The 21,437-nt window shown below is 72.7% G+C and carries 13 protein-coding genes; 3 read left to right on the top strand and 10 right to left on the bottom strand.

Annotated elements, in window-relative coordinates; translation table 11 throughout:
* Positions 1-141 precede the first annotated feature (141 nt).
* On the top strand, positions 142-486 hold the full coding sequence (locus ABT034_RS10915; protein ID WP_351213529.1) for a chorismate mutase: 345 nt from the start codon (positions 142-144) through the stop codon (positions 484-486).
* 575 nt (positions 487-1,061) lie between these two features.
* On the opposite strand, the gene ABT034_RS10910 is transcribed toward ABT034_RS10915, so the two are convergent.
* The 6 genes from ABT034_RS10910 to ABT034_RS10885 all read right to left on the bottom strand — a co-directional run bounded on the left by ABT034_RS10910 (position 1,062) and on the right by ABT034_RS10885 (position 14,469).
* A complete protein-coding gene (locus ABT034_RS10910) occupies positions 1,062-2,879 on the bottom strand; it encodes a GMC oxidoreductase (RefSeq protein WP_351213527.1) in 1,818 nt (605 codons plus the stop codon).
* Between the two features lie 115 nt (positions 2,880-2,994).
* Complete coding sequence (locus tag ABT034_RS10905; RefSeq protein WP_351213525.1) at positions 2,995-4,656, bottom strand: succinic semialdehyde dehydrogenase; 1,662 nt, start codon at positions 4,654-4,656, stop codon at positions 2,995-2,997.
* Between the two features lie 163 nt (positions 4,657-4,819).
* Positions 4,820-6,607, bottom strand: coding sequence for a serine/threonine-protein kinase (locus tag ABT034_RS10900; protein WP_351213523.1), 1,788 nt, complete (start codon positions 6,605-6,607; stop codon positions 4,820-4,822).
* Positions 6,608-6,752: 145 nt separating this feature from the next.
* Positions 6,753-9,899 (bottom strand): serine/threonine kinase C-terminal domain-containing protein, encoded by a 3,147-nt coding sequence (locus tag ABT034_RS10895; protein ID WP_351213521.1) that lies wholly within the window; start codon positions 9,897-9,899, stop codon positions 6,753-6,755.
* A gap of 159 nt (positions 9,900-10,058) precedes the next feature.
* On the bottom strand, positions 10,059-12,542 hold the full coding sequence (locus ABT034_RS10890) for a serine/threonine-protein kinase (protein WP_502972865.1): 2,484 nt from the start codon (positions 12,540-12,542) through the stop codon (positions 10,059-10,061).
* A 190-nt stretch (positions 12,543-12,732) separates the two neighbouring features.
* The gene (locus ABT034_RS10885) at positions 12,733-14,469 is read right to left on the bottom strand and encodes a glycerol-3-phosphate dehydrogenase/oxidase (protein WP_351213519.1); all 1,737 of its coding nucleotides are present in this window, start codon (positions 14,467-14,469) and stop codon (positions 12,733-12,735) included.
* 345 nt (positions 14,470-14,814) lie between these two features.
* On the opposite strand from ABT034_RS10885, the gene ABT034_RS10880 reads away from it, so the two are divergent.
* A complete protein-coding gene (locus ABT034_RS10880) occupies positions 14,815-16,056 on the top strand; it encodes a nucleotide sugar dehydrogenase (protein ID WP_351213517.1) in 1,242 nt (413 codons plus the stop codon).
* Positions 16,057-16,148: 92 nt separating this feature from the next.
* Positions 16,149-16,640, top strand: a complete 492-nt coding sequence (locus ABT034_RS10875; RefSeq protein ID WP_351213515.1) for a hypothetical protein — start codon at positions 16,149-16,151, stop codon at positions 16,638-16,640.
* Positions 16,641-16,709: 69 nt separating this feature from the next.
* Here ABT034_RS10875 and ABT034_RS10870 read toward each other — a convergent pair whose 3' ends face one another.
* The 4 genes from ABT034_RS10870 to ABT034_RS10855 form a co-directional block, all read right to left on the bottom strand.
* Entirely contained in the window at positions 16,710-17,834 is a 1,125-nt protein-coding gene (locus ABT034_RS10870) for a GuaB3 family IMP dehydrogenase-related protein (RefSeq protein WP_030549176.1), read from the bottom strand.
* 106 nt (positions 17,835-17,940) lie between these two features.
* Positions 17,941-19,443 (bottom strand): IMP dehydrogenase, encoded by a 1,503-nt coding sequence (gene guaB, locus ABT034_RS10865; protein WP_351213512.1) that lies wholly within the window; start codon positions 19,441-19,443, stop codon positions 17,941-17,943.
* 140 nt (positions 19,444-19,583) lie between these two features.
* Positions 19,584-20,186, bottom strand: coding sequence for a sigma-70 family RNA polymerase sigma factor (locus tag ABT034_RS10860; RefSeq protein WP_351213510.1), 603 nt, complete (start codon positions 20,184-20,186; stop codon positions 19,584-19,586).
* Between the two features lie 243 nt (positions 20,187-20,429).
* Positions 20,430-21,041 carry a response regulator transcription factor gene (locus tag ABT034_RS10855; protein ID WP_003948568.1) on the bottom strand — a complete coding sequence of 204 codons (612 nt, stop codon included), beginning with the start codon at positions 21,039-21,041 and terminating at the stop codon, positions 20,430-20,432.
* Positions 21,042-21,437 lie beyond the last annotated feature (396 nt).

Below are 21,437 nucleotides of genomic sequence, written 5' to 3'. Positions count from 1 at the left end.
CCACCGGCTGCCATGGTCGTGCTGCTTGAGCAACTGACAAGCGACTTCCCAGGCGCCCCGGGCCGACAAGGCCCGGGGCGTTCTGCTGTTTCCGGGCCGGATCGATCCGGGGCCGCCTCCGCCACCCAGAGGAGCCCCACCATGACCGCCACGACCACCGCGACCCCGATGACCGCCGCGCCCGCTGCAACCGCCGTGACCCCCGTGACCGCGACCGAGAAGACCGGCGCCCGCACCGACGAGGCGGCGGCGTTGATCGGCGACTCCCGTGAGCGCATCGACGCGCTCGACGACCGGATCATCGGTCTGATCCAGGAACGGATGGCCGTCTCGGCCGTCATCCAGGAGGCCCGGATCTCCTCCGGCGGCCGCCGGGTGAACCTGGCCCGGGAGATGGAGGTCCTCGGCCACTTCCGGGACGCGCTGGGCAAGCCGGGCACGGCGCTGGCGATGACGATGCTGGAGCTGTGCCGGGGTCGCATCTGAGTTCGGGCCCGCTCTCACCCGTACGGCGCGTGACCGGCTCCGGCGCGGCTTCGTTGGTCCTGGTGTCCGTGCCAGCCAGGGGCGGGCCCGCAAGAAACCACGCGTGGCTTCGCTGGGGCGTGTGGCGTACTCCGGTACGTCGTGGGACCTCGCACCAGCGCTTGTGACCGGACAGCAGGGGACAGCAGCCCGGTCACCCAGAAAAGGCGGTCGGTCCCGGGGACGCCCGGGACCGGCCGCAACCGGCCGATCCTCCCGATCCCCCGAGCTCCCCGATCCCCCCGTCCTCCCGTTCCCTCCCCCACGCGGCGCGACCCCCCGGCGCCGCCCCGCTCGGCACCGCCGCTGCCCTGACACCGGTGCCGACCCCAAGGGCCCCGTGCCGTCGCGACCGGAATCGCGGGCACGGGGCCCTTGCCCGTGCGCACTCCGAGCGGATCACGTGGTGTGACGCGCGTCACATGAACATCCTCCGCAACCGCTACAACCAATTCCGTCGGTCGCGGGTCATCTATGCAGCATCACCAAAAAGCTGGTTGGGGCGCTGCACTCGGAGGGGGGTGCAGCGCCCTTTCCTATGCTTGCGCCTTCTTCGGTGGGACCGTCGGCAGGCCGAGGAAGGGCAGCCGCAGGGCGCCGAAGGCCTCGGCCGGGACCGCGGGGGACTTCGGTTCGACCGCGGTGAGCCGTACGTACGCCTCGCCCTGCCGCGGGCGGGTGTCCTCCTCGCCCTTGTTCGGCCAGAAGGACATGGCCCGCTCGGCCTGCGCGGTGATCGTCAGGGACGGGTTGACGCCGAGGTTGGCGGAGATCGCCGCCCCGTCGACGACGGATATCCCCGGGTGGCCGTAGAGCCGGTGGTACGGGTCGATGACGCCGGACTCGGCGTCGGCGCCGATCGGGCAGCCGCCGAGGAAGTGGGCGGTGAGCGGGGTGCCAAGGAGCTCGCCGATGTTGGAGCCGGCGAAGCCGTTGATCTCCTCGGCGAGGAGGGTGGCGGCCCGGGTGGCCTCCGGGATCTGGACCGGGTTCGGCGCCCCGTGCCCCTGGCGGGCCGTGAGCAGGCCCTTGCCGAGGCCGCCGGGCTTGCGGTACGTCGTCAGGGAGTTGTCGAGGGACTGCATGACGAGCCCGATGATGGTCCGCTCCGACCAGTGCCAGTTGGAGAGGGAGCGGACGGCGAGCGTGGGGTGCTTGAGCAGGCTGAGGAACCAGTCGCGTACCCGGTGGGCCCCGTAGGGCACCTGGAGGACGGTCAGGCTGCCCATCGAGTTGGAGCCCTTGCCGTACCGCACCGGCTCGATGTGGGTGTGGGCGGCGGGGTGGATCGAGGAGGTGATGGCGACGCCCCGGGTGAAGTCGGCCTTCTTCTCGCCGTGCCTCTTGCGGTAGCGGCGGTCGGTGGTCTGGGCTCCGACCAGGCCCTCGGAGTTGGTGCGGGTGAGTTCGCCGAGCCGGTGCGAGATCCCGGGCAGCAGTCCGCTGTCCTTCATCCGGTGCAGCAGGGTCTGGGTGCCGTACGTGCCGGCCGCGATCACCACCCGGCGGGCGGTGAACGTCCGTCCCTTGCCCTTCCTCCGCTGGTCGGTGGGCAGGGTCTTCACCGCGAAGCCGCCCCGCGAGTCCTCGGCGACGGTGACGACCGTGGTCATGGGGTGGACGGCGGCGCCCGCCTTCTCGGCGAGGTGGAGGTAGTTCTCGTTGAGGGTGTTCTTGGCGCCGTGACGGCAGCCGGTCATGCACTCGCCGCATTCGATGCAGGCGCGCCGGGTCGGGCCCGCGCCGCCGAAGTAGGGGTCGGCGACCTCCCCGCCGGGCTTCGCCTTCGCCGTACCGACGCCGTCCTTACCGTCCCCGAAGAAGACGCCGACCGGTGCCATGTGGAAGGTGTCGCCGATGCCCATGGCCTGCGCGGTGGACTTCAGGTGGACGTCGGAAGGGGTCATCGTCGGATTGATACGGACGCCGAGCATCCGCTTCGCCTGGTCGTAGTACGGCCGCAGCTCGTCCTGCCAGTCCGTGATGTCCTTCCACTGCGGGTCGTCGAAGAACGGCTTCAGCGGTTCGTAGAGCGTGTTGGCGTAGTTGAGGGAGCCGCCTCCGACGCCCGCGCCCGCGAGCACCATGACGTTGCCGAGCAGGTGGATGCGCTGGATGCCGTAGAGGCCGAGCGCGGGGGCCCACAGGAAGTTCTTCACGTCCCAGGAGTTCTTCGGCAGGGTCGCGCGGGTGAAGCGGCGCCCGGCCTCCAGGACGCCGACCCGGTAGCCCTTCTCCGTGAGGCGGAGGGCGGTGACCGAGCCGCCGAAGCCGGAGCCCACGACGAGGACGTCGTAGTCGTACGCGGCGTCCTCCGCCTGCTCCTGATTTTGGGTAGGGGGTACCGCGGTCATGGCTCTCCTCGTACGGAAAAGGGCGGAACGGGCGGACGAGCCTCGGCTCGGCGCAGGACGAGCCGGGACTCGACGGCAGGACGAGCGGGGGCTCGACGGCAGGACGAGCGGGGGCTCAGCGCAGGCGCAGGGCCTTCATCGCCCTCAGGGACACGCTCATGAAAGCGGCGTACTTCTCGTCGTCCATCCCGAAGGAGGGCGCGAGCGGGACGAGCCGCTGCTGGGCGACGGTCTGGGCCTCGGTGAACTTGAGGATGCCCTCCGCGCCGTGGCGCCGACCGATCCCGGAGTCCTTCATTCCGCCCATCGGGGCCTGCACGCTGCCGTAGGCGGGGGCGTACGCCTCGTTGATGTTGACGGTGCCGGTGTGCAGCCGGGCCGCGATGGCGTGGCCGCGGCGCGCGTCCTTCGTCCAGACGGACGAGTTCAGGCCGTACGAGGTGGCGTTGGCGAGGGCGACGACCTCGTCCTCGTCGCGGAAGCGGTAGATCGAGACGACCGGGCCGAAGGTCTCCTCGTTGCAGACCGTCATCGGCGCCTCGACGCCCTCCAGGATGGTCGGCTCGTAGAAGAGGGGGCCGATGTCGGGGCGGGCGACACCGCCGGCGATGACCGTGGCGCCCTTGGCGACGGCCTCCTCGACGTGCTTCGTGACCGTCTCCAGCTGCCGTTCGCCGACGAGGGAGCCCATGTCGGCCCCGTACGCGAGGGAGTTGCCGAGCCGCATCGCCTTCGTACGGGCCGCGAAACGGGAGACGAAGTCGTCGGCGACCGACTCGTGCACGTACAGGCGCTCGATGGCGATGCAGAGCTGACCGGCGGAGGAGAAGCAGGCGCGGACGGCTCCGGCGGCGGCCTTCTCGACGTCGGCGTCCTTGAGGACGAGCATCGCGTTCTTGCCGCCGAGTTCGAGGGTGACGCCGACGAGCCGGGCGGCGGCGCTCTGGGCGACCTCGCGGCCGGTACGGGTGGAGCCGGTGAAGGAGACGTAGTCGGCGTGCTTGACGACCTCGGGGCCGACGACCGGGCCCTCACCGAGGACGACCTGGAAGACCTCGGCGGGCAGCCCTGCCTCGATGAGCAGGTCACGGGCCCACAGCGCCGTGAGCGCGGTCTCCGTGTCGGGCTTCATGACGATGGCGTTGCCCGCGACGAAGGCGGGGAGCGCGTCGCCCACGGAGAGTTCGAGCGGGTAGTTCCAGGGGGCGATCTGGCCGACGACTCCGCGCGGGTGGCGCAGCTCGGTGACCTTGGTGAGGGTCGGGACGACGCCGGTGTGGCGGCGCGGGCGCAGGTACGAGGAGGCGTTGCGGCCGTAGTGGCGGGCGACGACGACCACGGCCAGCACCTCCTCGTGGGCGTGCAGCCGCGCCTTGCCCGTCTCCAGCTGGATGAGGTCGAGGACCTCGGACTGGCGCTGGAGGATGAGGTCGTGGAAGCGGAGGAGGACGGCGGCGCGGGCCCTGACCGGGGTGGCGGCCCAGGCCTCCTGGGCGGCACGCGCGCGCGTGAAGGCCTCGGCGACGTCCTCGGGGGTGGACTCGGGCAGGTCCGCCAGCTTCTCCCCGGTGAACGGGCTGTGGTTGGCCGTACGGCCGGAGCCGACGACACCGCGGACGAGCCGGGCGACCACCTCGGGCGTCACGACGTCGGCGGCGGTACGCGCGCCGGCGGGCGCGGGCGCGACCGGGTTGGTGGCGCCGGCGGGGGCTGCCGCTCCGGCCTTGGCGGGGGCGTCGGGAACCGAGGGGGCGGTGAGTGCCTGCGAGTCCGTCATGAGGCCGAGCGTAGGCGGCGTGCCGCCCTTTGGGTACCCGTCGGTAATGCGTTTTCACCGGGCGCGCATATCGCGCCAGCGATCACTGGCACATAAGCCCTGATCAGGGGCTTACGGCCGCCGAGGGCCCGGCGCGGAGATTTTTCCGGCCCGCACGGCCGGTTCAGTCGCCCGGCGCCCGCCAGTGCTGTATGACGATGTCGAACTGCTCGCGGGTCGTCTCCCAGCTCGATTCCGGTGACGACATGTACACGGCGTACTCCGTACCGTCGTCCTCGTAGTACATCAGGTCGATCGCGTGCCGCGGGCCGGGGAAGTCCTTCTTCTCGGTCCAGGTGAACTCCCACTGGCAGGAGCGGACCTGGTCGCGGTACGTGACCTGACCGAGCTTGATCCGGGTGTAGTCCATCCGCTTCTGCAGGACGCGCTCCAGGTCGAGGGCGTGCATGTACGGGTTCTCGAAGTCGGGGCTCCGGTCGATGCTGATCCGGATGCGGTGGCGGCCGTTGTCCGGGGTGTAGTCGATCTGGTCGCCCTCCTTCTGCCGCTTCCAGCCGTCCGGTACGAGGAGGCTGAAGCCGGCCGGGTCGTCGACGCGGTGCCAGCCGGCCGGCACGTCGTCCGCGGTGCCCCGGGTGGTGGGGGCCGGGCCGGTGGTCGTGGTCCGGCCGCCGCCGGCGTCGCCCCGGTCGCCGCCCGCGTAGTTCATGGCGGCGAAGACGGCGCCGCCCGCGACGACCCCGGCGAGCAGGGCCGCGAGCACGGCGGTACGCCAACGGCCCCGGCCGGCAACGGACGCGGACGCGGAAGGACCGGACGCGGACGGACCGGACCGGGGAGGAGCGGGCGGCGGCACCACGGTGGGCGGAGAGGCGGCAGGGTGGTTGTTCCCACGGGCCTCGGAGCTCTGCGCCGGATGGGGCCACTGGGCGGTACGGGCCGGACCGGACGCGCGGGAGACACCCGTCGGCCCGGTGGCGTGCCGCGCGCCCTCGCCGCCGTCCTCCTCGCTCAGCTCCACCAGGCCAAGGCCGAAGCCGGCCCCGTCCGCCGCCGGGTCCAGCGCCTCCCTGGCCACGCGCTGGGTCGGTACGTACGCCTGCGCCGCCTCCGGCGTACGCCCCTCCATCGCGTCGAGCAGCATCCGCTCGGCCTCGTCCGCGCGCGGGCGGTGCGCCGGGTCCTTGCGCAGCAGGGCCACGATGACGGACGCCAGCGGCCCCGCCTTCTCCGGATGCGGCGGCTCCTCGGTGACCACGGCCTGCATGGTGCTGATCGGGGAGGTGCGGCGGAACGGCGACGTGCCCTCCACCGCCGTGTACAGGGTCGCACCGAGGGACCAGAGGTCGGAGGCGGGACCCGGGTCGCCGCCCCGTACCCGCTCGGGCGCCAGATAGTCGATGGAACCGACGAGTTCACCGGTCCGGGTGATCGTCGAGTCCCCCTCGATCGCCGCGATCCCGAAGTCGGTGATCAGGACGCGCCCGTCGCGCGCCAGGAGTACGTTGCCCGGCTTGACGTCCCGGTGCAGCACCCCGGCCGCGTGCGCGGCGCGCAGCGCGCCGAGGACGTGCAGCCCGATCCTGGCCGCCTCGCGGGGCTCGATCGTGCCCGCCTCCTTGGCGGCGTCGGCGAGCGACGGCCCGTCGACGTACTGCATCACGATCCACGGCCGGTCGTCGTGCTCCAGGACGTCATGGACGGTCACCACACCCGGGTGGGTGATCCGCGCGGCGGCCCGCGCCTCCTTCTGCGTACGGGCGTGCAGCACGAGCCGGTCGGCCTCCGCCACGAACCGGCCCGCCGTCAACTCCTTGACCGCCACCACGCGGTGCAGCACCTCGTCGTGGGCGCGCCAGACCTTGCCCATGCCGCCGCGCCCGATGGACTCGCCCAGCCGGTAGCGACCGGCGAGCAGCAGCCCCGACCCTGTGCTCTGAGAATGTTCCACTTGCCCCCGCCCGTTCCTTCGGATGCCAGGTTACGGAGGGGGGCACGGGCGGCGGAACCTCGGGGCGGACATAGGAACAGCACTGTGACCGGGGGCTGGTGACGTTCCGGCGCTCGGGCCGGGCTCCGCGGTCGCTCCGGCCGGTTCAGCGCCCCGGACGGAACGCCTTGGTGGCCTCCCCGTAGATCTCGGAGACCTTGTCGCGCTCGCCCTCCGGACCGATGACGAGGACGACGTGGTACCTGCCGCCGTCGATCATGGCGAGGTTGCGCACGAACACCTCGCGGCCCGTGCCGTCCAGCCAGACGTAATGGCCTTCGGCCGTCGGCGTCCGGCCGATGTCCACCCGGCGGGCCTTCTCCACCCGCGACCAGCTCGACGCCCGCCACGGCTCCAGTTCGCGTTCCCTGGTGCTCTGGTACTCCAGCGGATCGGAGCCGTTGTCACGGACGCTGTCGCGGCCGGGCACCACGATCATCGTGAAGTCGCCGCCGGTGTAGCGCACTTGCCCGGCGTCGTTGATCGGGCTGCGGCGCCAGCCGTTCGGCACCCCGATCCGGAACCCCTCCGGGTCCTGGCGCACCGCGTACCCGGCGGCGAGCGCGGGAGCCGAGGGATCCGCGGCGGGCGGGGTGGTGCGCGGCACGGCGGACGGCGACGGCGTGCCGGTCGACGGACGGGCCGTGGGCGTCGGCGGGGTGGTGCCCGGGGTCCGGCCGGCGGTGGGCGTGGTCGGCCCGGTGGGCGTCTCCCCCTCACCGGGCAGGAAGAGGACGGCGTACGCGACGGCGCCGCCGAGCAGGAGGAAGACGAGGATCAGGAGCGTACGGCCGAGGGCGCGCGGGGAGCCCGGGGGGTGTGCGGACGACGACGGGCGCGGGGCGCGGGGCGATCGGGAGGATCGCGAGGCCCTGGGGGTGCGGGGAGGCCGGGGCGAGCGGGGGGCGCGCTGCGGGATCTCCTCGTGGAAGGACTCCTGGTACGGCTCGCGATACGGCTCGCTGTACGGCTCCTGGAACGACTCGTGAGGCGGCTCGTGGAACTGCTCCCGGGTGTCGGCCCCTACGGGGTCGGGCCCGTGCTCATGCGGGAACGCGTCCTCGCGGCGGGCGGGGCGCGGGTCCTTGCCGCGCTTGTGGCGGTGCCGGCCCGCCCCCGCTCCCCCGCGCCGACGGCGCACCAACTCGCCCCGCCGGCGCACGATCGGCAGCCGCTTCTCGTCGAAGGACGGCAGCGGTACGACTCCGACACCGGCCTCCGGCTCCGGCGCCGAGCGCACGAGGGAACGCAGCCAGCCGCGCAGCTCCTCGAAGTCGGGCCGCTCGGTGGGGTCCTGGCGCAGCAGGGACTCCACGACCGGGCGGAGGGGGCCGCACTCCTCGGCGAAGGCGGGCGGTTCGGCGCAGACCAGCTGGACGAGCTCGGCGGCGCTGTCCTCCGGGTAGGGGGCGTGGCCCTGCACGGCCCGGTAGAGGAGCGCGCCGAGTGCCCACAGGTCGGTGGCGGGGCCGATGGGCGGCGCGAGGCGCCAGTTCTCGTGGACGGGCCCGGCCTGTTCGGGGGCCCAGCGCTCGGTGACGGCGCCGACGACCGCGATCCGGGTCTGCCGGGCGCGCTCGGCGGCGAGCCGGGTGGTGGGACCGCGGTCCGCCTGGGCGGGGATGGCGACCGGAGCTTCGTCCCGGTCGCCGGCGGGGGCCGGGAGCCGCGCGGGGTCCGGGGACGCGGGGGTGTAGCCGGCGGGCAGGGCGGGGCGTCCCGAACCCGGCAGCACGCGGCCGCCACCGGCGGGGATCGGCCCGGAACCGTCGCGCGAGGCGTGCGGGCCGTCGCTCCAGCTGCCGGCCAGCATCACGCGCGGCGGCGGGCCGGACTGGGGGCCTGGTCGGGGGCCTGGTTGGGGGCCTGACTGCGGGCCGCCGCCGTACGGCTCGTCGCCGTCGTCCTCGTCGTCCTCGTCGTCGTCCGCCACCCTCGCCCACCACTGCGGCTCGGGCGCGTTCGCCGCCTGCGCCCTCGGCGCGGGGGGCGGCGCGGGCGGGTCCGTGGGCGCGGGGCGCTGGACGGGGAGCGCCCCGCTCTCGCCGAGCCGGGCCGCGGCACGGGCCCCGGCCCGGTAGGCGGCGATGGCCCCGGCCCGCGCGGCCCGCACGTCGGCGGTGGGCGGCACGGCGGCGGGCTGCGTCTCGGCGGCGGGCGGCGCGGAACGCCCGTACGGGTCGGTGCCGTACCCACCGGGCCCGGGCCCGGTCCCGTAGGGAGAGACGGGGTCGTCGGCTTCGGCGGGGTCGGCGGAGTCGTCGGCTTCGGTGGCGTACGTGTCGGAGCCGTACGAGTCGTGGCCGTACGGCTCAGCGTCATACGGCTCGGGCGCATACGGCTCAGCGGCGTCGCCGCTCGGCTCGGACGCGTACGGTCCGACGGCGTACGTCTCGGCCGCGTACGGCTCGGGGTCGTACGTCTCGACGGCGTACGGCTCGTCGGCGTACGGCTCAAGACCGTACCCATCTGCGCCGTGGTCCCGTTCCTCGCCCGCCTCCTCCTCCAGCTCCTCGGCCTCGGCCTCGGCCTCGTCCGCCCCGTAAGGGACGTGCTCGTCCGTCTCCTCGTAGACCTCGGCCTCGTACAGGCCGGGCCCGTACTCGTCCGCCTCCTGCGGCCCCGGCCCCAGGTCCGGCTCCTGCTCCGGTACGGGCGCGTACCCGCACAGGGCCTCCTCCGCGGCGCCCACCGCGAGGCCCGAGAGGACCACGCGGCCGTCGTCGCAGACGAGTACGGTCCGGGAGGTGATGTTCCGGTGCACCCAGCCGTGGGCGTGGAGCGCGCGCAGGGCGGTGAGGACGTCGGCGCCGATCTCGGCAGCCCGGTACGGGTTCAGGGGCCGCTCGGCGAGCAGCGCGGAGAGCGGCCGGGCCGCCACGCGTTCGCTCACTATCCACAGCGAGCCGGCCTCCGCGAAGACGTCGAAGACCTGGTCGAGGAGGGGGTGGTCGGGGATCTGCGCGGCGGCCTGGGCCGCCTCGATCGCCCGGCGGACGACGGGCTCGGCGGGGCGGCGGGTCGCCCGCCCCGCGCCGCCGTAGGAACCGGCGCGGCCGCCCTCGTCGTCGACCACCTCGGCGTCGACGAACTCCGGCAGCGACACCCGGCGGACCAGGACCTCCTGCCCGCTGTACGTGTCGAAGGCGCGCGTCTCTGCCGGGTCGTACGCGTCCGCGCCCGCGTCCACGTCCGCCGGCGGCAGCGGCAGGCGGTAGCGGTCCGCGAGCACCCTTCCCGCGTAGTCGTCCACGACGCCTCCCCACGCGCGCACGCTGTCCCCCGTGGGCCCGCGGATCCCTCGGGATCGGGCGGGATCACGCGAGTCCGACAATTCCGGTCCGGCACCGTGCAGTTATCGGCCTTTTTCGGCTGCGTACCGTCCCCGAACTCTCACGATACGTGGCGCCGGTCAGTCCTTGGGGCTGAACGTGGCGAACGCCGTATCCCGCAGCGTCTTGCACTCCGCGCCGTTCCACTCCTCCGCCTTGCAGCTGATCATGATGGAGTAGCCGTGCCTGGCGTCCACCTTGAAGCCGCGGTTGAGCACATGGACGCGCATGTTCTGCTGGACGCGCTCGAACTCCCAGTCGGCGACGGTCGGGTAGCCCTTGTACGAGACCGTCCTGATGCCGAAGTGCTTGTAGCCCTTGCTGGTGGCGGCGACACCGATCTTGCCCAGCTCCCAGGCGGCCGCCGCGTCGTCCTTCGGGCTGGCGTTGAAGTCGACCTGGATCCGCGGGAAGCCACCGCTCTCACTGAATACCGCGCCGCCGCTGTAGCCCGGTATCGCGCGGCCCTTGAACGTCGACGGCATCGCCATGGAGAAGTGGAAGCGCTCGTTGGTGACGAGGGTGTAGCCCGCGGGCAGCTGCGCGCCCGTGTCCCCGCCGGGCTTGCCGGACGGCGTCACGCTGCTGCCGTCCGAGCCGCCGGTGGAACCCGTCGTACCGTCGGCGCCCGTCGACCCCGTCCCCGTGGAGCCGGTGTCGCCGGGCTGCGCGCCGCCCTGCTGGCCGGGGCCGCCGGGCGTCTCGCCCTTGCCGCCGTCGGAGCCCGCGGAGCCGCCGGAGGCGTCACCGCCCGCCGTGGCGCCGGCCGAGGCCGCGGTGCCGCCGGTCTCCTTGCCCTGGTTGCCCCCGTCGCCGTCGCCGTTGAGCGAGACCGCGAAGATCGTTCCGAGCAGGGCGAGCACGGCGACGGCGGCGATGATCACCAGCGTGCGGCGCGGTACGACGTCGGTCAGCGAGGCGCGGGCCGGGGTCGGCCTGCCCGCTACCTGCCGCGCGGCGGAGCCCGCAGCCGTGTTCACGCCGGCACCGCCCGCGTTCGACCGCGTGCCCGCCGGGGGCTCGGCCTTCACGGAGGCCGCCGCGTTGCGCACGGACTTCAGGGCGCCCCGCATCCGGTCGGCGGGCGCCTCGGGCGCCTTGTCCTGGCCGGTGGCCGGGGTTACGGGCGTCCGCTCGGGGCGCGGCGGCAGCGGTACGACCATGGTGGCCTCGGGGGAGGCCTCGGGCGCCACCGCGGGCGCGTCGAGCACGGCCCGCAGCAGGACGCGCGCGCCGCCGTCGTCGAGTCGCTGGGCGGGGTCCTTGGCGAGGAGGCCGTAGATGACCTTCTCGAGCTCGGGTCCGGCGTTCTTCGGGGGGTCGACCGACTCGGTCATCACGGCCGTGAGGGTGGCGATGGCGGAGCCCTTGTCGTACGGCGGGCTGCCCTCGACCGCCGCGTACAGGAGACCGCCGAGCGACCACATGTCGGCGGCGGGACCGGGCTTGTGGCCGCGGGCGCGCTCCGGCGAGATGTACGAGGGGGCGCCGACGAGCATGCCGGTGGAGGTGATCGAGGGGTCGCCCTCCACCTGGGCGATGCCGAAGTCGGTGAGGACGACCCGGCCGTCCTCTGCGATCAGCACGTTGGACGGCTTCACGTCACGGTGCAGGATGCCCTCGCGGTGCGCCGAACGCAGCACGTCGAGGATGGCGAGGCCGACCTCGGCGGCGCGTCGGGGCGTGAGCGTGCCGTCCTCGCGCACGGCGTCCGCGAGGGACTTGCCCTCGATGAGTTCCATGACGATCCACGGGCGGTCGTCCTCGTCGACGACGTCGTACACGGTCACGGCGCCGTTGTTGCGGATCCGGGCGATGGCCTTCGCCTCGCGCAGGGTCCGGGTGATGAGGCGTCGCTTCTCGTCCTCGTCGATGCTGGTGGGGAAGCGGAGTTCCTTGACGGCGACGGTACGGCCGAGGGTCTCGTCGACCGCGCGCCAGACCGTGCCCATGCCGCCGCGGCCGAGGACCACGCCGAGCCGGTAGCGGCCCGCGAGCAGGCGGCCTTCTCCGGCCGGGGCCTTGCGCAGCCTGTCGCCGCCGGTGCCGCGCGGTCGGCGGTCGCTCTCGCCGTCACCGTCGCCCGCGCCGAACCCGGCCCGTCCGGTCGACGGCTCGGTCCCGCGCAGCCGCCCGGCCGCACCCGCGTCCTCGCCAGGGCTCGCACCCGAACCCGCCGCCGCCCGATCGGACGACACGCCGTCAGAGCCCTTGGCGCCCTGGGCATCCCGAGGGTCCTCGGGACCTGAGGCGTCCTGAGCGCCCCTCACGTCCCGCGCAGCCGAGGCACCCGCGTCCGGCGAGGCCTCCGGATCCGAAGCCCGGACACCCGAGGCCCCCGCACCCGAAGCCCGGACATCCGAGTCTCCGGCGTCAGCCGTCCCACCCGCGTCCGCCGAGGTCCCGGCATCGCCCGTACCCCGCTTGACCTGCGCGTCCTTCGCGTCCCGTGCCGGTTCACGCGCGGCCGGGATCGCTCCTTTGTCGCCGTCGGTCGCGGCCCCCGCGGCGGCGTCCCGCCCGGGGTCCTTCGCCGTGTCCCGCGACTGCTCCGCCTCCGACATGCGTCCCCTCTGCGATCCCTGATCTTCGCCGCGTCTGCCGCTTCCCGCGCGATGCGGTAACCCGCCCTGGAAGAGAGGCCATTGTCCCTCACCTTCGGACGGGCGGCGCCCCCGGGTCCTCACTCCGGGATGACGACGCCTCCGCACACCCCCCAGGTTCCCACCGGACGCGGGCGCCCCGGACGTCCGGTCAGATCGGCACGATGTCCGGCGCCCCCAGCCGGGCGGCGTCCGCCGTCAGGTCGTCGGGCTGCCGCTGCGACTCCCGCTCCGCCTCGACCCGCTTCTCGTAGTGCTCGACCTCCTTCTCGATCTGGTGCTCGTCCCAGCCGAGGACCGGTGCCATGAGCTCCGCGCACTCGCGTGCGCTGAGCGTGCCCCGGTCGAAGGTCTCGATGGAGATCCTGGTGCGCCGGGTCAGGACGTCGTCGAGGTGGCGCGCGCCCTCGTGCGAGGCGGCGTAGACGATCTCGGCGCGCAGGTAGTCGTCGGCCGCCGCGAGCGGTTGGCCGAGGGCGGGGTCCTGGGCGACGAGGTCGAGGATCTCCTCCGTCAGGGAGCCGTAGCGGTTGAGGAGATGCTCGACGCGGACGACGTGGAGGCCGGTCCGCGCGGCGATCCTGCCCCGGGCGTTCCACAGGGCCCGGTACCCCTCGGCGCCGAGGAGCGGGGTGTCCTCGGTGACGCATGGGGCGACGCTTCCCCAAGCACTTCGTGCAGGGGATGCCCCAGGATCGAGGGCGTGTACCACCTCGTCGACGGCGTCCTTGGCCATGACGCGGTACGTCGTGTACTTGCCTCCGGCCACCACGACCAGGCCGGGGACGGGGTGGGCGACGGTGTGCTCGCGCGAGAGCTTGCTCGTGGCGTCCGACTCGCCGGCGAGCAGCGGCCGCAGGCCCGCGTAGACGCCCTCGACGTCGTCGCGGGTGAGCGGGGTGCCGAGCACCGTGTTCACATGCTCCAGGAGGTAGTCGATGTCGGCGCTGGACGCGGCCGGATGGGCCTTGTCGAGGTCCCACTCGGTGTCGGTGGTGCCGACGATCCAGTGGCGTCCCCAGGGGATCACGAAGAGCACGGACTTCTCGGTGCGCAGGATGAGCCCGGTGGTGGAATGGATGCGGTCCTTGGGGACGACGAGGTGGATGCCCTTGGAGGCGCGGACGTGGAACTGGCCGCGCTCCCCGATGAGGGCCTGGGTGTCGTCGGTCCACACACCGGTGGCGTTGACGATCTGCCGGGCGCGGATCTCGTACGCGACGCCGGCCTCGACGTCCTGGACGCGGGCGCCGACGACCCGCTCCCCCTCGCGCAGGAATCCGACGACCCGGGCCCTGCTCGCGGCCAGGGCGCCGTAGGAGGCGGCGGTGCGCACGAGGGTGGTGACGAACCGGGCGTCGTCCATCTGGGCGTCGTAGTACTGGAGGGCGCCGACCAGGGCGTCCTTCTTGAGGCAGGGGGCGACACGGAGGGCTCGGCGCCGGGAGAGGTGCCGGTGGACGGGGAGGCCCCGGCCGTGGCCCGAGGAGAGGGACATCGCGTCGTACAGCGCGACGCCGGAGCCGGCGTAGAACCGCTCCCAGCCCTTGTGCTGGAGCGGGTACAGGAACGGGACCGGCTTCACCAGGTGGGGTGCGAGCCGCTTCAGGAGCAGTCCGCGCTCCTTGAGGGCCTCTCTGACCAGGGCGAAGTCCAGCATCTCCAGGTAGCGCAGGCCGCCGTGGATGAGCTTGCTCGACCGGCTTGAAGTGCCGGAGGCCCAGTCGCGGGCCTCGACGATGCCGGTGGAGAGCCCTCTCGTGACGGCGTCGAGTGCCGTCCCGGCGCCGACCACTCCGGCGCCGACGACCAGCACGTCCAGCTCGCGCTCCGCCATGGCCGCGAGCGCTTCGGTGCGCTCGGCGGGTCCCAGTGTCGCTGTCCTCACGGCTGCTGCCTCCCGTCGTCCCCCGTCTGTCCCGCACACGCCGTACGCGCACGAGCCGTACGTACACGAGCCGCACATGCACTCGCCGTACGCGCACGAACCCTGCGTACACGTGCCGCGAACCGGGCCCGTGCGGTCCGGCTCACAGCTCGATTCTGTCCCGCCCCCGCGACTTCAGCCACCGCCCCACCACCGACCTGTGGATAACACTCGGCGACCTTCGGCCCCACAATGCCGCATATCGGTCATATTTACGCCTAGTCTGACATTGCGCTCGACCCGTTCTGTCCACCGGGCTTGCGCGTCGCGTCCCCTCCGGCTACTGGGAAGGACGGTCCACCCCTCATGCCCGCTGATCTCGCCGTCATCGGCCTCGGCCACCACGGACTCCCCCTCGCCCAGGCCGCCACCGCCGCAGGCATCGCCACCGTCGGCTACGACACCGATCCCCGCGCCGCCGCCGATCTCGCCGCCGGCCGCTCCCCGGTCGACGGCTCGCTCACCGTCCCCGAGATCCGCCGGATGCTCTCGGGGGGCTTCCGGCCGACCACCGACCCCGCCGAACTCGGCCGGGTCCGCACCGCCGTCCTCTGCGCGCCGACCCCCCTCGGCCCCGACCGCACGCTCGACCTCACCGCCGTCACCGACTCCGCGCGCGTGCTCGCCGCCCGGCTGCGCCCCCACACCACCGTCCTCCTCGAATCCCCCGTCCCGCCGGGCACCACCGAGGGCCTGCTCCGCGACCTGCTCGAAGCCGGCTCGGGCCTGCGGGCCGGGCGCGACTTCCACCTCGCGTACTCCCCCGGCCGCCTCGACCCCGGCAGCCGTAGCCACGGCTTCGCCGGCACCCCCAAGGTCATCGGCGGCCTCACCCCGGCCTGCACCGAGTCGGCGGCAGCGTTCTACGGCCGGCTCACCGACAAGGTGGTACGCGCGCGTGGCCCCCGCGAGGCGGAGACGGTCAAGCTCCTGGAGACCAACTTCCGGCACGTCAACATCGCCCTGGTCAACGAGATGGCGGTGCTCTGCCACGAACTCGGCGTCGACCTGTGGGACGTCATCCGCTGCGCCGAGACCAAGCCCTTCGGCTTCCAGGCCTTCCGCCCCGGGCCGGGCGTCGGCGGCCACGGCGCCCCCGTCGACACCGTCGGCGCCCACCGCCCGCTCCGCCTCGTCGAACTCGCCGGGCAGGTCAACGAACGCATGCCGCGGTACGTCGTCCAGCGCGCCGCCACCCTCCTCAACGAGCACGGCAAGTCGGCCCGCGGCGCCCGGATCCTCCTCCTGGGCATCACGTACAAGCCGGACCTGCCCGACCGCCAGGGCTCCCCCGCCGACGAGATCGCCCGCCGGCTCATGGACCTGGGCGCGGCCGTCAGCTACCACGACCCGCACGTCCCCGACTGGCGCGTCCGCGACCTCCCCGTCCCCCGCGCCGACTCCCTCTACGAGGCCGCCGCCCACGCCGACCTGACGGTCCTGCTCCAGCACCACCGCACGTACGACCTCCAGGGCCTCTCGGTCAAGGCCCAGCTGCTCCTCGACACCCGGGGCGCCACCCCGGCGGGCGCGGCCCACCGGCTCTGACATCTCCCGGGCGGAGTGTCGGAGCGGGCTGTTAGTCTCCGGGCTCCTGTTCGCACATTCGTGCGCCACGTGTCCCTGGGGGGATCCGCAGCATGTCTCAGCCCGTTCCGCCGCCCGGCAACCCGTTCGCCGACTCCGCCGCGCCGCAGCCCTATCCGATGGCGCCGCCGCCCGCGCCCGCCCGGGACAACGTGGCGCTCGGACTGGTCGCCGCCCTGGTCGCGGCGCTCGTCTCCGGCGGGGTGTACGGGGCGATCATGGGCGGCATCGAGCGCGAGATCGGCTGGGCCGCCGTCGGTGTCGGCTTCCTCGTCGGCCTCGCCGCCGGCAAGGTCGGCGGCCGCAACCCGGTGCTCCCGGTCGTCAGCGCGGTCCTGTCCCTCGGCGCCGTCTACCTCGGTCAGCTCGTGGGGATCGCCGTCCTCATCGGCAAGCAGCTGAACGTCCCGACCACCGATCTCCTCCTCCAGGAGTTCGGTGTCCTGACGGATGCCTGGAACGAGGCCAAGGACCCGCTGACGTTCCTGTTCTTCGCCCTCGCCGCCTTCGCCGCGTTCTCGGGCGCCAAGAAGGCCGCCCGCTGACCCGGCCGGACCACGCCGAAGGGGCCCCGCACCACGATCGGTGCGGGGCCCCTTCGGAGTACCGGAACGTCAGCGCTTGTGCTGGGCGTCCGCGACCGTGACCTCGACGCGCTGGAACTCCTTGAGCTCGCTGTAGCCCGTCGTGGCCATCGCGCGGCGCAGGGCGCCGAAGAAGTTCATCGAGCCGTCCGGGATGTGCGACGGGCCCGCGAGGATCTCCTCGGTGGTGCCGACGATGCCCAGGTCGACCAGCTTGCCGCGCGGCACGTCCTCGTGGACGGCCTCCATGCCCCAGTGGTGGCCCTTGCCGGGCGCGTCCGTGGCACGGGCCAGCGGGGAACCGATCATGACCGAGTCGGCGCCGCAGGCGATGGCCTTCGGCAGGTCGCCGGACCAGCCGACACCGCCGTCGGCGATGACGTGCACGTACCGGCCGCCGGACTCGTCCATGTAGTCGCGGCGGGCCGCGGCCACGTCGGCGACCGCGGTCGCCATCGGGACCTGGATGCCGAGCACGTTGCGCGTGGTGTGCGCGGCGCCGCCACCGAAGCCGACCAGGACACCCGCCGCGCCGGTGCGCATCAGGTGCAGGGCCGCGGTGTACGTGGCGCAGCCGCCGACGATGACCGGGACGTCGAGCTCGTAGATGAACTGCTTCAGGTTCAGCGGCTCGGCCGCGCCCGAGACGTGCTCGGCGGAGACCGTCGTGCCTCGGATGACGAAGATGTCCACGCCGGCGTCGACGACGGCCTTCGAGAACTGCGCGGTGCGCTGCGGGGAGAGCGCGGCGGCGGTCACGACACCGGAGTCGCGCACCTCCTTGATGCGCTGCCCGATCAGCTCTTCCTTGATCGGGGCGGCGTAGATCTCCTGCAGACGGCGGGTCGCGGTCGCCTCGTCCATCTCGGCGATCTCGTCGAGCAGCGGCTGCGGGTCCTCGTACCGGGTCCAGAGGCCCTCGAGGTTGAGGACTCCCAGGCCGCCCAGCTCGCCGATGCGGATGGCGGTCTGCGGCGATACGACCGAGTCCATCGGCGCCGCCAGGAACGGCAGCTCGAACCGGTAGGCGTCGATCTGCCAGGCGATCGAGACCTCCTTCGGGTCCCGGGTGCGCCGGCTCGGGACGACGGCGATGTCGTCGAACGCGTACGCCCTGCGGCCGCGCTTGCCGCGCCCGATCTCGATCTCAGTCACGATGTGTGGCCTTTCCCTCTACGTCAGCGCCTACCAGTATCCCCGACACAGGCGCGGGGGGCGGCTCCGGCCACATGCCGGAACCGCCCCCACGCGTCGCGCTGTGTTACTTCCTGCTGTAGTTCGGCGCCTCGACCGTCATCTGGATGTCGTGCGGGTGGCTCTCCTTGAGGCCCGCGGACGTGATCCGGACGAAGCGGCCCTTGGACTCCATCTCCTCGATGGTGGCCGCGCCCACATAGCCCATGGTCTGGCGCAGGCCGCCGACGAGCTGGTGCAGGACGTTGGCCAGCGGGCCGCGGTAGGGCACCTGGCCCTCGATGCCCTCGGGCACGAGCTTGTCGTCCGAGGCCACCTCGGCCTGGAAGTAGCGGTCCTTGGAGTACGACCGGCCCTGGCCGCGCGACTGCATCGCGCCGAGCGAGCCCATGCCGCGGTACGACTTGAACTGCTTGCCGTTGATGAACTGCAGCTCGCCCGGGGACTCCTCGCACCCGGCGAGCAGGCTGCCCAGCATGACCGTGTCGGCACCGGCGGCGAGCGCCTTGCCGATGTCGCCGGAGTACTGCAGACCGCCGTCACCGATGACCGGGACGCCGGCCGCGCGGGCGGCGAGCGCCGCCTCGTAGATGGCGGTGACCTGCGGGACGCCGATACCGGCGACCACACGGGTGGTGCAGATGGAGCCGGGACCCACGCCGACCTTGACGCCGTCGACACCGGCGTCGATCAGGGCCTGGGCACCGTCACGCGTCGCGACGTTGCCGCCGATGACGTCGACGCCGACGCTGGACTTGATCTTCGCCATCCAGTTCAGCGCGTTGCTGTTGTGGCCGTGGGACGTGTCGACGATCAGGAAGTCCACCCCGGCCGCGGCCAGGCCCTGCGCGCGCTCCAGCGCCTCGGGGCTGGCGCCCACGGCGGCGCCGACGAGCAGGCGGCCCTCGGCGTCCTTGGCCGCGTGCGGGTACTTCTCGGCCTTGACGAAGTCCTTGACCGTGATGAGGCCCTTGAGGATGCCCGTGTCGTCGACCAGCGGCAGCTTCTCGATCTTGTGGCGGCGGAGCAGCTCCATCGCGTCCACGCCGGAGATGCCGACCTTGCCGGTGACGAGCGGCATCGGGGTCATGACCTCGCGCACCTGGCGGCTGCGGTCCGACTCGAAGGCCATGTCGCGGTTGGTGACGATGCCGAGGAGCTTGCCGGCCTGGTCGGTGACCGGGACGCCGCTGATGCGGAACTTCGCGCACAGCGCGTCGGCCTCCATCAGCGTCGCGTCCGGATGCACGGTGATCGGGTCGGTCACCATGCCGGACTCGGAGCGCTTCACGAGGTCGACCTGGTTGACCTGGTCCTCGATCGACAGGTTGCGGTGCAGCACGCCCACGCCACCCTGCCGCGCCATGGCGATGGCCATGCGGGACTCGGTGACCTTGTCCATCGCCGCCGAGAGCAGCGGGATGTTCACGCGGACGTTGCGGGAGATGCGGGACGAGGTGTCGACCGCGTTCGGGAGGACCTCGGACGCGCCCGGCAGCAGCAGCACGTCGTCGTAGGTCAGCCCGAGTGTCGCGAATTTCTCGGGCACTCCGTCGACGTTGGCAGTCATGACACCTTCCCAAATGGCCTTGATCGGTGCGGGATGTCCATGCTAACGGGCCAAAGCGGTGTCTCATTCCACGATCAAGATCAGCGGGAAGCTTTGGACGTTCACACGTGTACGAAAGGGACGACAGGGCCCCCCGAGGCTTACTGCTCGGCCAGTGCCCTGAGCCGGCTGAGCGCGCGGTGCTGCGCGACCCGGACGGCCCCGGGGGACATGCCGAGCATCTGCCCGGTCTCCTCGGCGGTCAGCCCGACCGCGACGCGGAGCACGAGCAGTTCGCGCTGGTTCTCCGGGAGGTTGGCGAGCAGCTTCTTGGCCCATTCGGCGTCGTCGCTGAGGAGCGCGCGCTCCTCGGGACCGAGGGAGTCGTCGGGCCGCTCGGGCATCTCGTCCGAAGGGACGGCCGTGGATCCGGGGTGCCGCATGGCGGCCCGCTGGAGGTCGGCGACCTTGTGTCCCGCGATGGCGAAGACGAAGGCCTCGAAGGGCCTGCCCGTGTCCTTGTAGCGCGGCAGCGCCATCAGGACGGCGACGCAGACCTCCTGGGCCAGGTCCTCGACGAAGTGCCGGGCGTCGCCCGGCAGCCGGTTGAGGCGGGTGCGGCAGTACCGCAGGGCGAGCGGGTGCACCCGCGCGAGCAGGTCGTGCGTGGCCTGCGCGTCGCCGTCGACCGCGCGGTGGACGAGCGCGCCGATCTCCCCGTGCCCCGAGGGCGTGGGTGACGCCGCGGTCTCGTCGTCGCGCATCGCTCCATGGTGCCCCGACGCTTCTGCGTTCGCGGCACCGCGTCCGTAGTTGTGCACCGAAGCGTTATGAGCAGGTGCGCCGGCACTCATCTCCCGCGCCCTCCCGTCCCGCTCGATCGACTCGTCCCCGAGGAACTCCACACCTCAAGGATGCGGCATACGGCGGGGAAGTGACACAAGCCCACCCCGTCCACCCCGCGACGGACGCGGGCGGGGACGGGGATATGGCGGGTGACCTGCGATTCAGCGGACCAGGCCCCAGCGGAATCCGAGGGCGACCGCGTGCGCGCGGTCCGAGGCGCCCAGCTTCTTGAAGAGGCGTCGGGCGTGGGTCTTGACGGTGTCCTCGGAGAGGAAGAGCTCGCGCCCGATCTCCGCGTTGGACCGGCCGTGGCTCATGCCTTCGAGGACCTGGATCTCGCGCGCGGTGAGGGTGGGCGCGGCGCCCATCTCGGCCGAACGGAGCCGGCGCGGGGCGAGCCGCCAGGTCGGGTCGGCCAGCGCCTGGGTGACGGTGGCCCGCAGTTCGGCGCGCGAGGCGTCCTTGTGCAGATAGCCGCGGGCACCGGCGGCGACCGCGAGGGCGACGCCGTCGAGGTCCTCGGCGACCGTGAGCATGATGATGCGGGCGCCGGGGTCCGCGGAGAGCAGCCGGCGGACGGTCTCCACGCCGCCCAGTCCGGGCATGCGTACGTCCATCAGAATCAGGTCCGAGCGGTCCGCGCCCCAGCGGCGGAGGACTTCCTCGCCGTTGGCCGCGGTGGTCACGCGCTCGACACCGGGCACGGTCGCGACCGCGCGGCGGAGCGCCTCTCGGGCAAGCGGGGAGTCGTCGCAGACGAGGACGGATGTCATGCGTGACCTCCGCGGCTCTCGCAGCTGTTGCGCGTCACCTTGAGCCTCCAGGGCTGTACGTAATCGTCACCTGTGCGATTGACGCTCTCGGACACCTGCCCGATCGCTTGTTCCTTCAACCGCCTCCGCAGACCTAACGACGGTCACTCGAAAGAGTTACGGGTCGGACGGCAGCGTTCGGCACTCTACGTGAGGGGCCGCGTACGGAGGAGAGCGACGCGAGCCTTCTGTCCTTCATCGAGAGGTACTGCCCCATTTAGCGGGTTTTCTTCCCTTTTCGCAGTGTCTGTGGCTAGATTCGCAATGAGTCATATTTACATCTACTTAGACAGTAGGTGTACCGACCCGGACCCGCGGGAACACGAGGAACCCCCGGCATCAGCCATCCACCCGCCC

Origin of the sequence: Streptomyces sp. NPDC002773 (assembly GCF_040295605.1) — a bacterium.
Lineage (GTDB): Bacteria > Actinomycetota > Actinomycetes > Streptomycetales > Streptomycetaceae > Streptomyces.
Note: the sequence above shows the minus strand (reverse complement) of the source record. Positions and strands in the feature narration are given on the sequence as shown.

What these genes read in the sequence shown, in the direction of transcription:
- ABT034_RS10915 (WP_351213529.1), top strand. Translation starts at nt 142, where the DNA reads ATGACCGCCACGACCACCGCGACCCCGATGACCGCCGCGCCCGCTGCA.
- ABT034_RS10910 (WP_351213527.1), bottom strand. Translation starts at nt 2,879, where the DNA reads ATGACCGCGGTACCCCCTACCCAAAATCAGGAGCAGGCGGAGGACGCC.
- ABT034_RS10905 (WP_351213525.1), bottom strand. Translation starts at nt 4,656, where the DNA reads ATGACGGACTCGCAGGCACTCACCGCCCCCTCGGTTCCCGACGCCCCC.
- ABT034_RS10890 (WP_502972865.1), bottom strand. Translation starts at nt 12,542, where the DNA reads ATGTCGGAGGCGGAGCAGTCGCGGGACACGGCGAAGGACCCCGGGCGG.
- ABT034_RS10880 (WP_351213517.1), top strand. Translation starts at nt 14,815, where the DNA reads ATGCCCGCTGATCTCGCCGTCATCGGCCTCGGCCACCACGGACTCCCC.
- ABT034_RS10875 (WP_351213515.1), top strand. Translation starts at nt 16,149, where the DNA reads ATGTCTCAGCCCGTTCCGCCGCCCGGCAACCCGTTCGCCGACTCCGCC.
- guaB (WP_351213512.1), bottom strand. Translation starts at nt 19,443, where the DNA reads ATGACTGCCAACGTCGACGGAGTGCCCGAGAAATTCGCGACACTCGGG.
- ABT034_RS10860 (WP_351213510.1), bottom strand. Translation starts at nt 20,186, where the DNA reads ATGCGCGACGACGAGACCGCGGCGTCACCCACGCCCTCGGGGCACGGG.
- ABT034_RS10855 (WP_003948568.1), bottom strand. Translation starts at nt 21,041, where the DNA reads ATGACATCCGTCCTCGTCTGCGACGACTCCCCGCTTGCCCGAGAGGCG.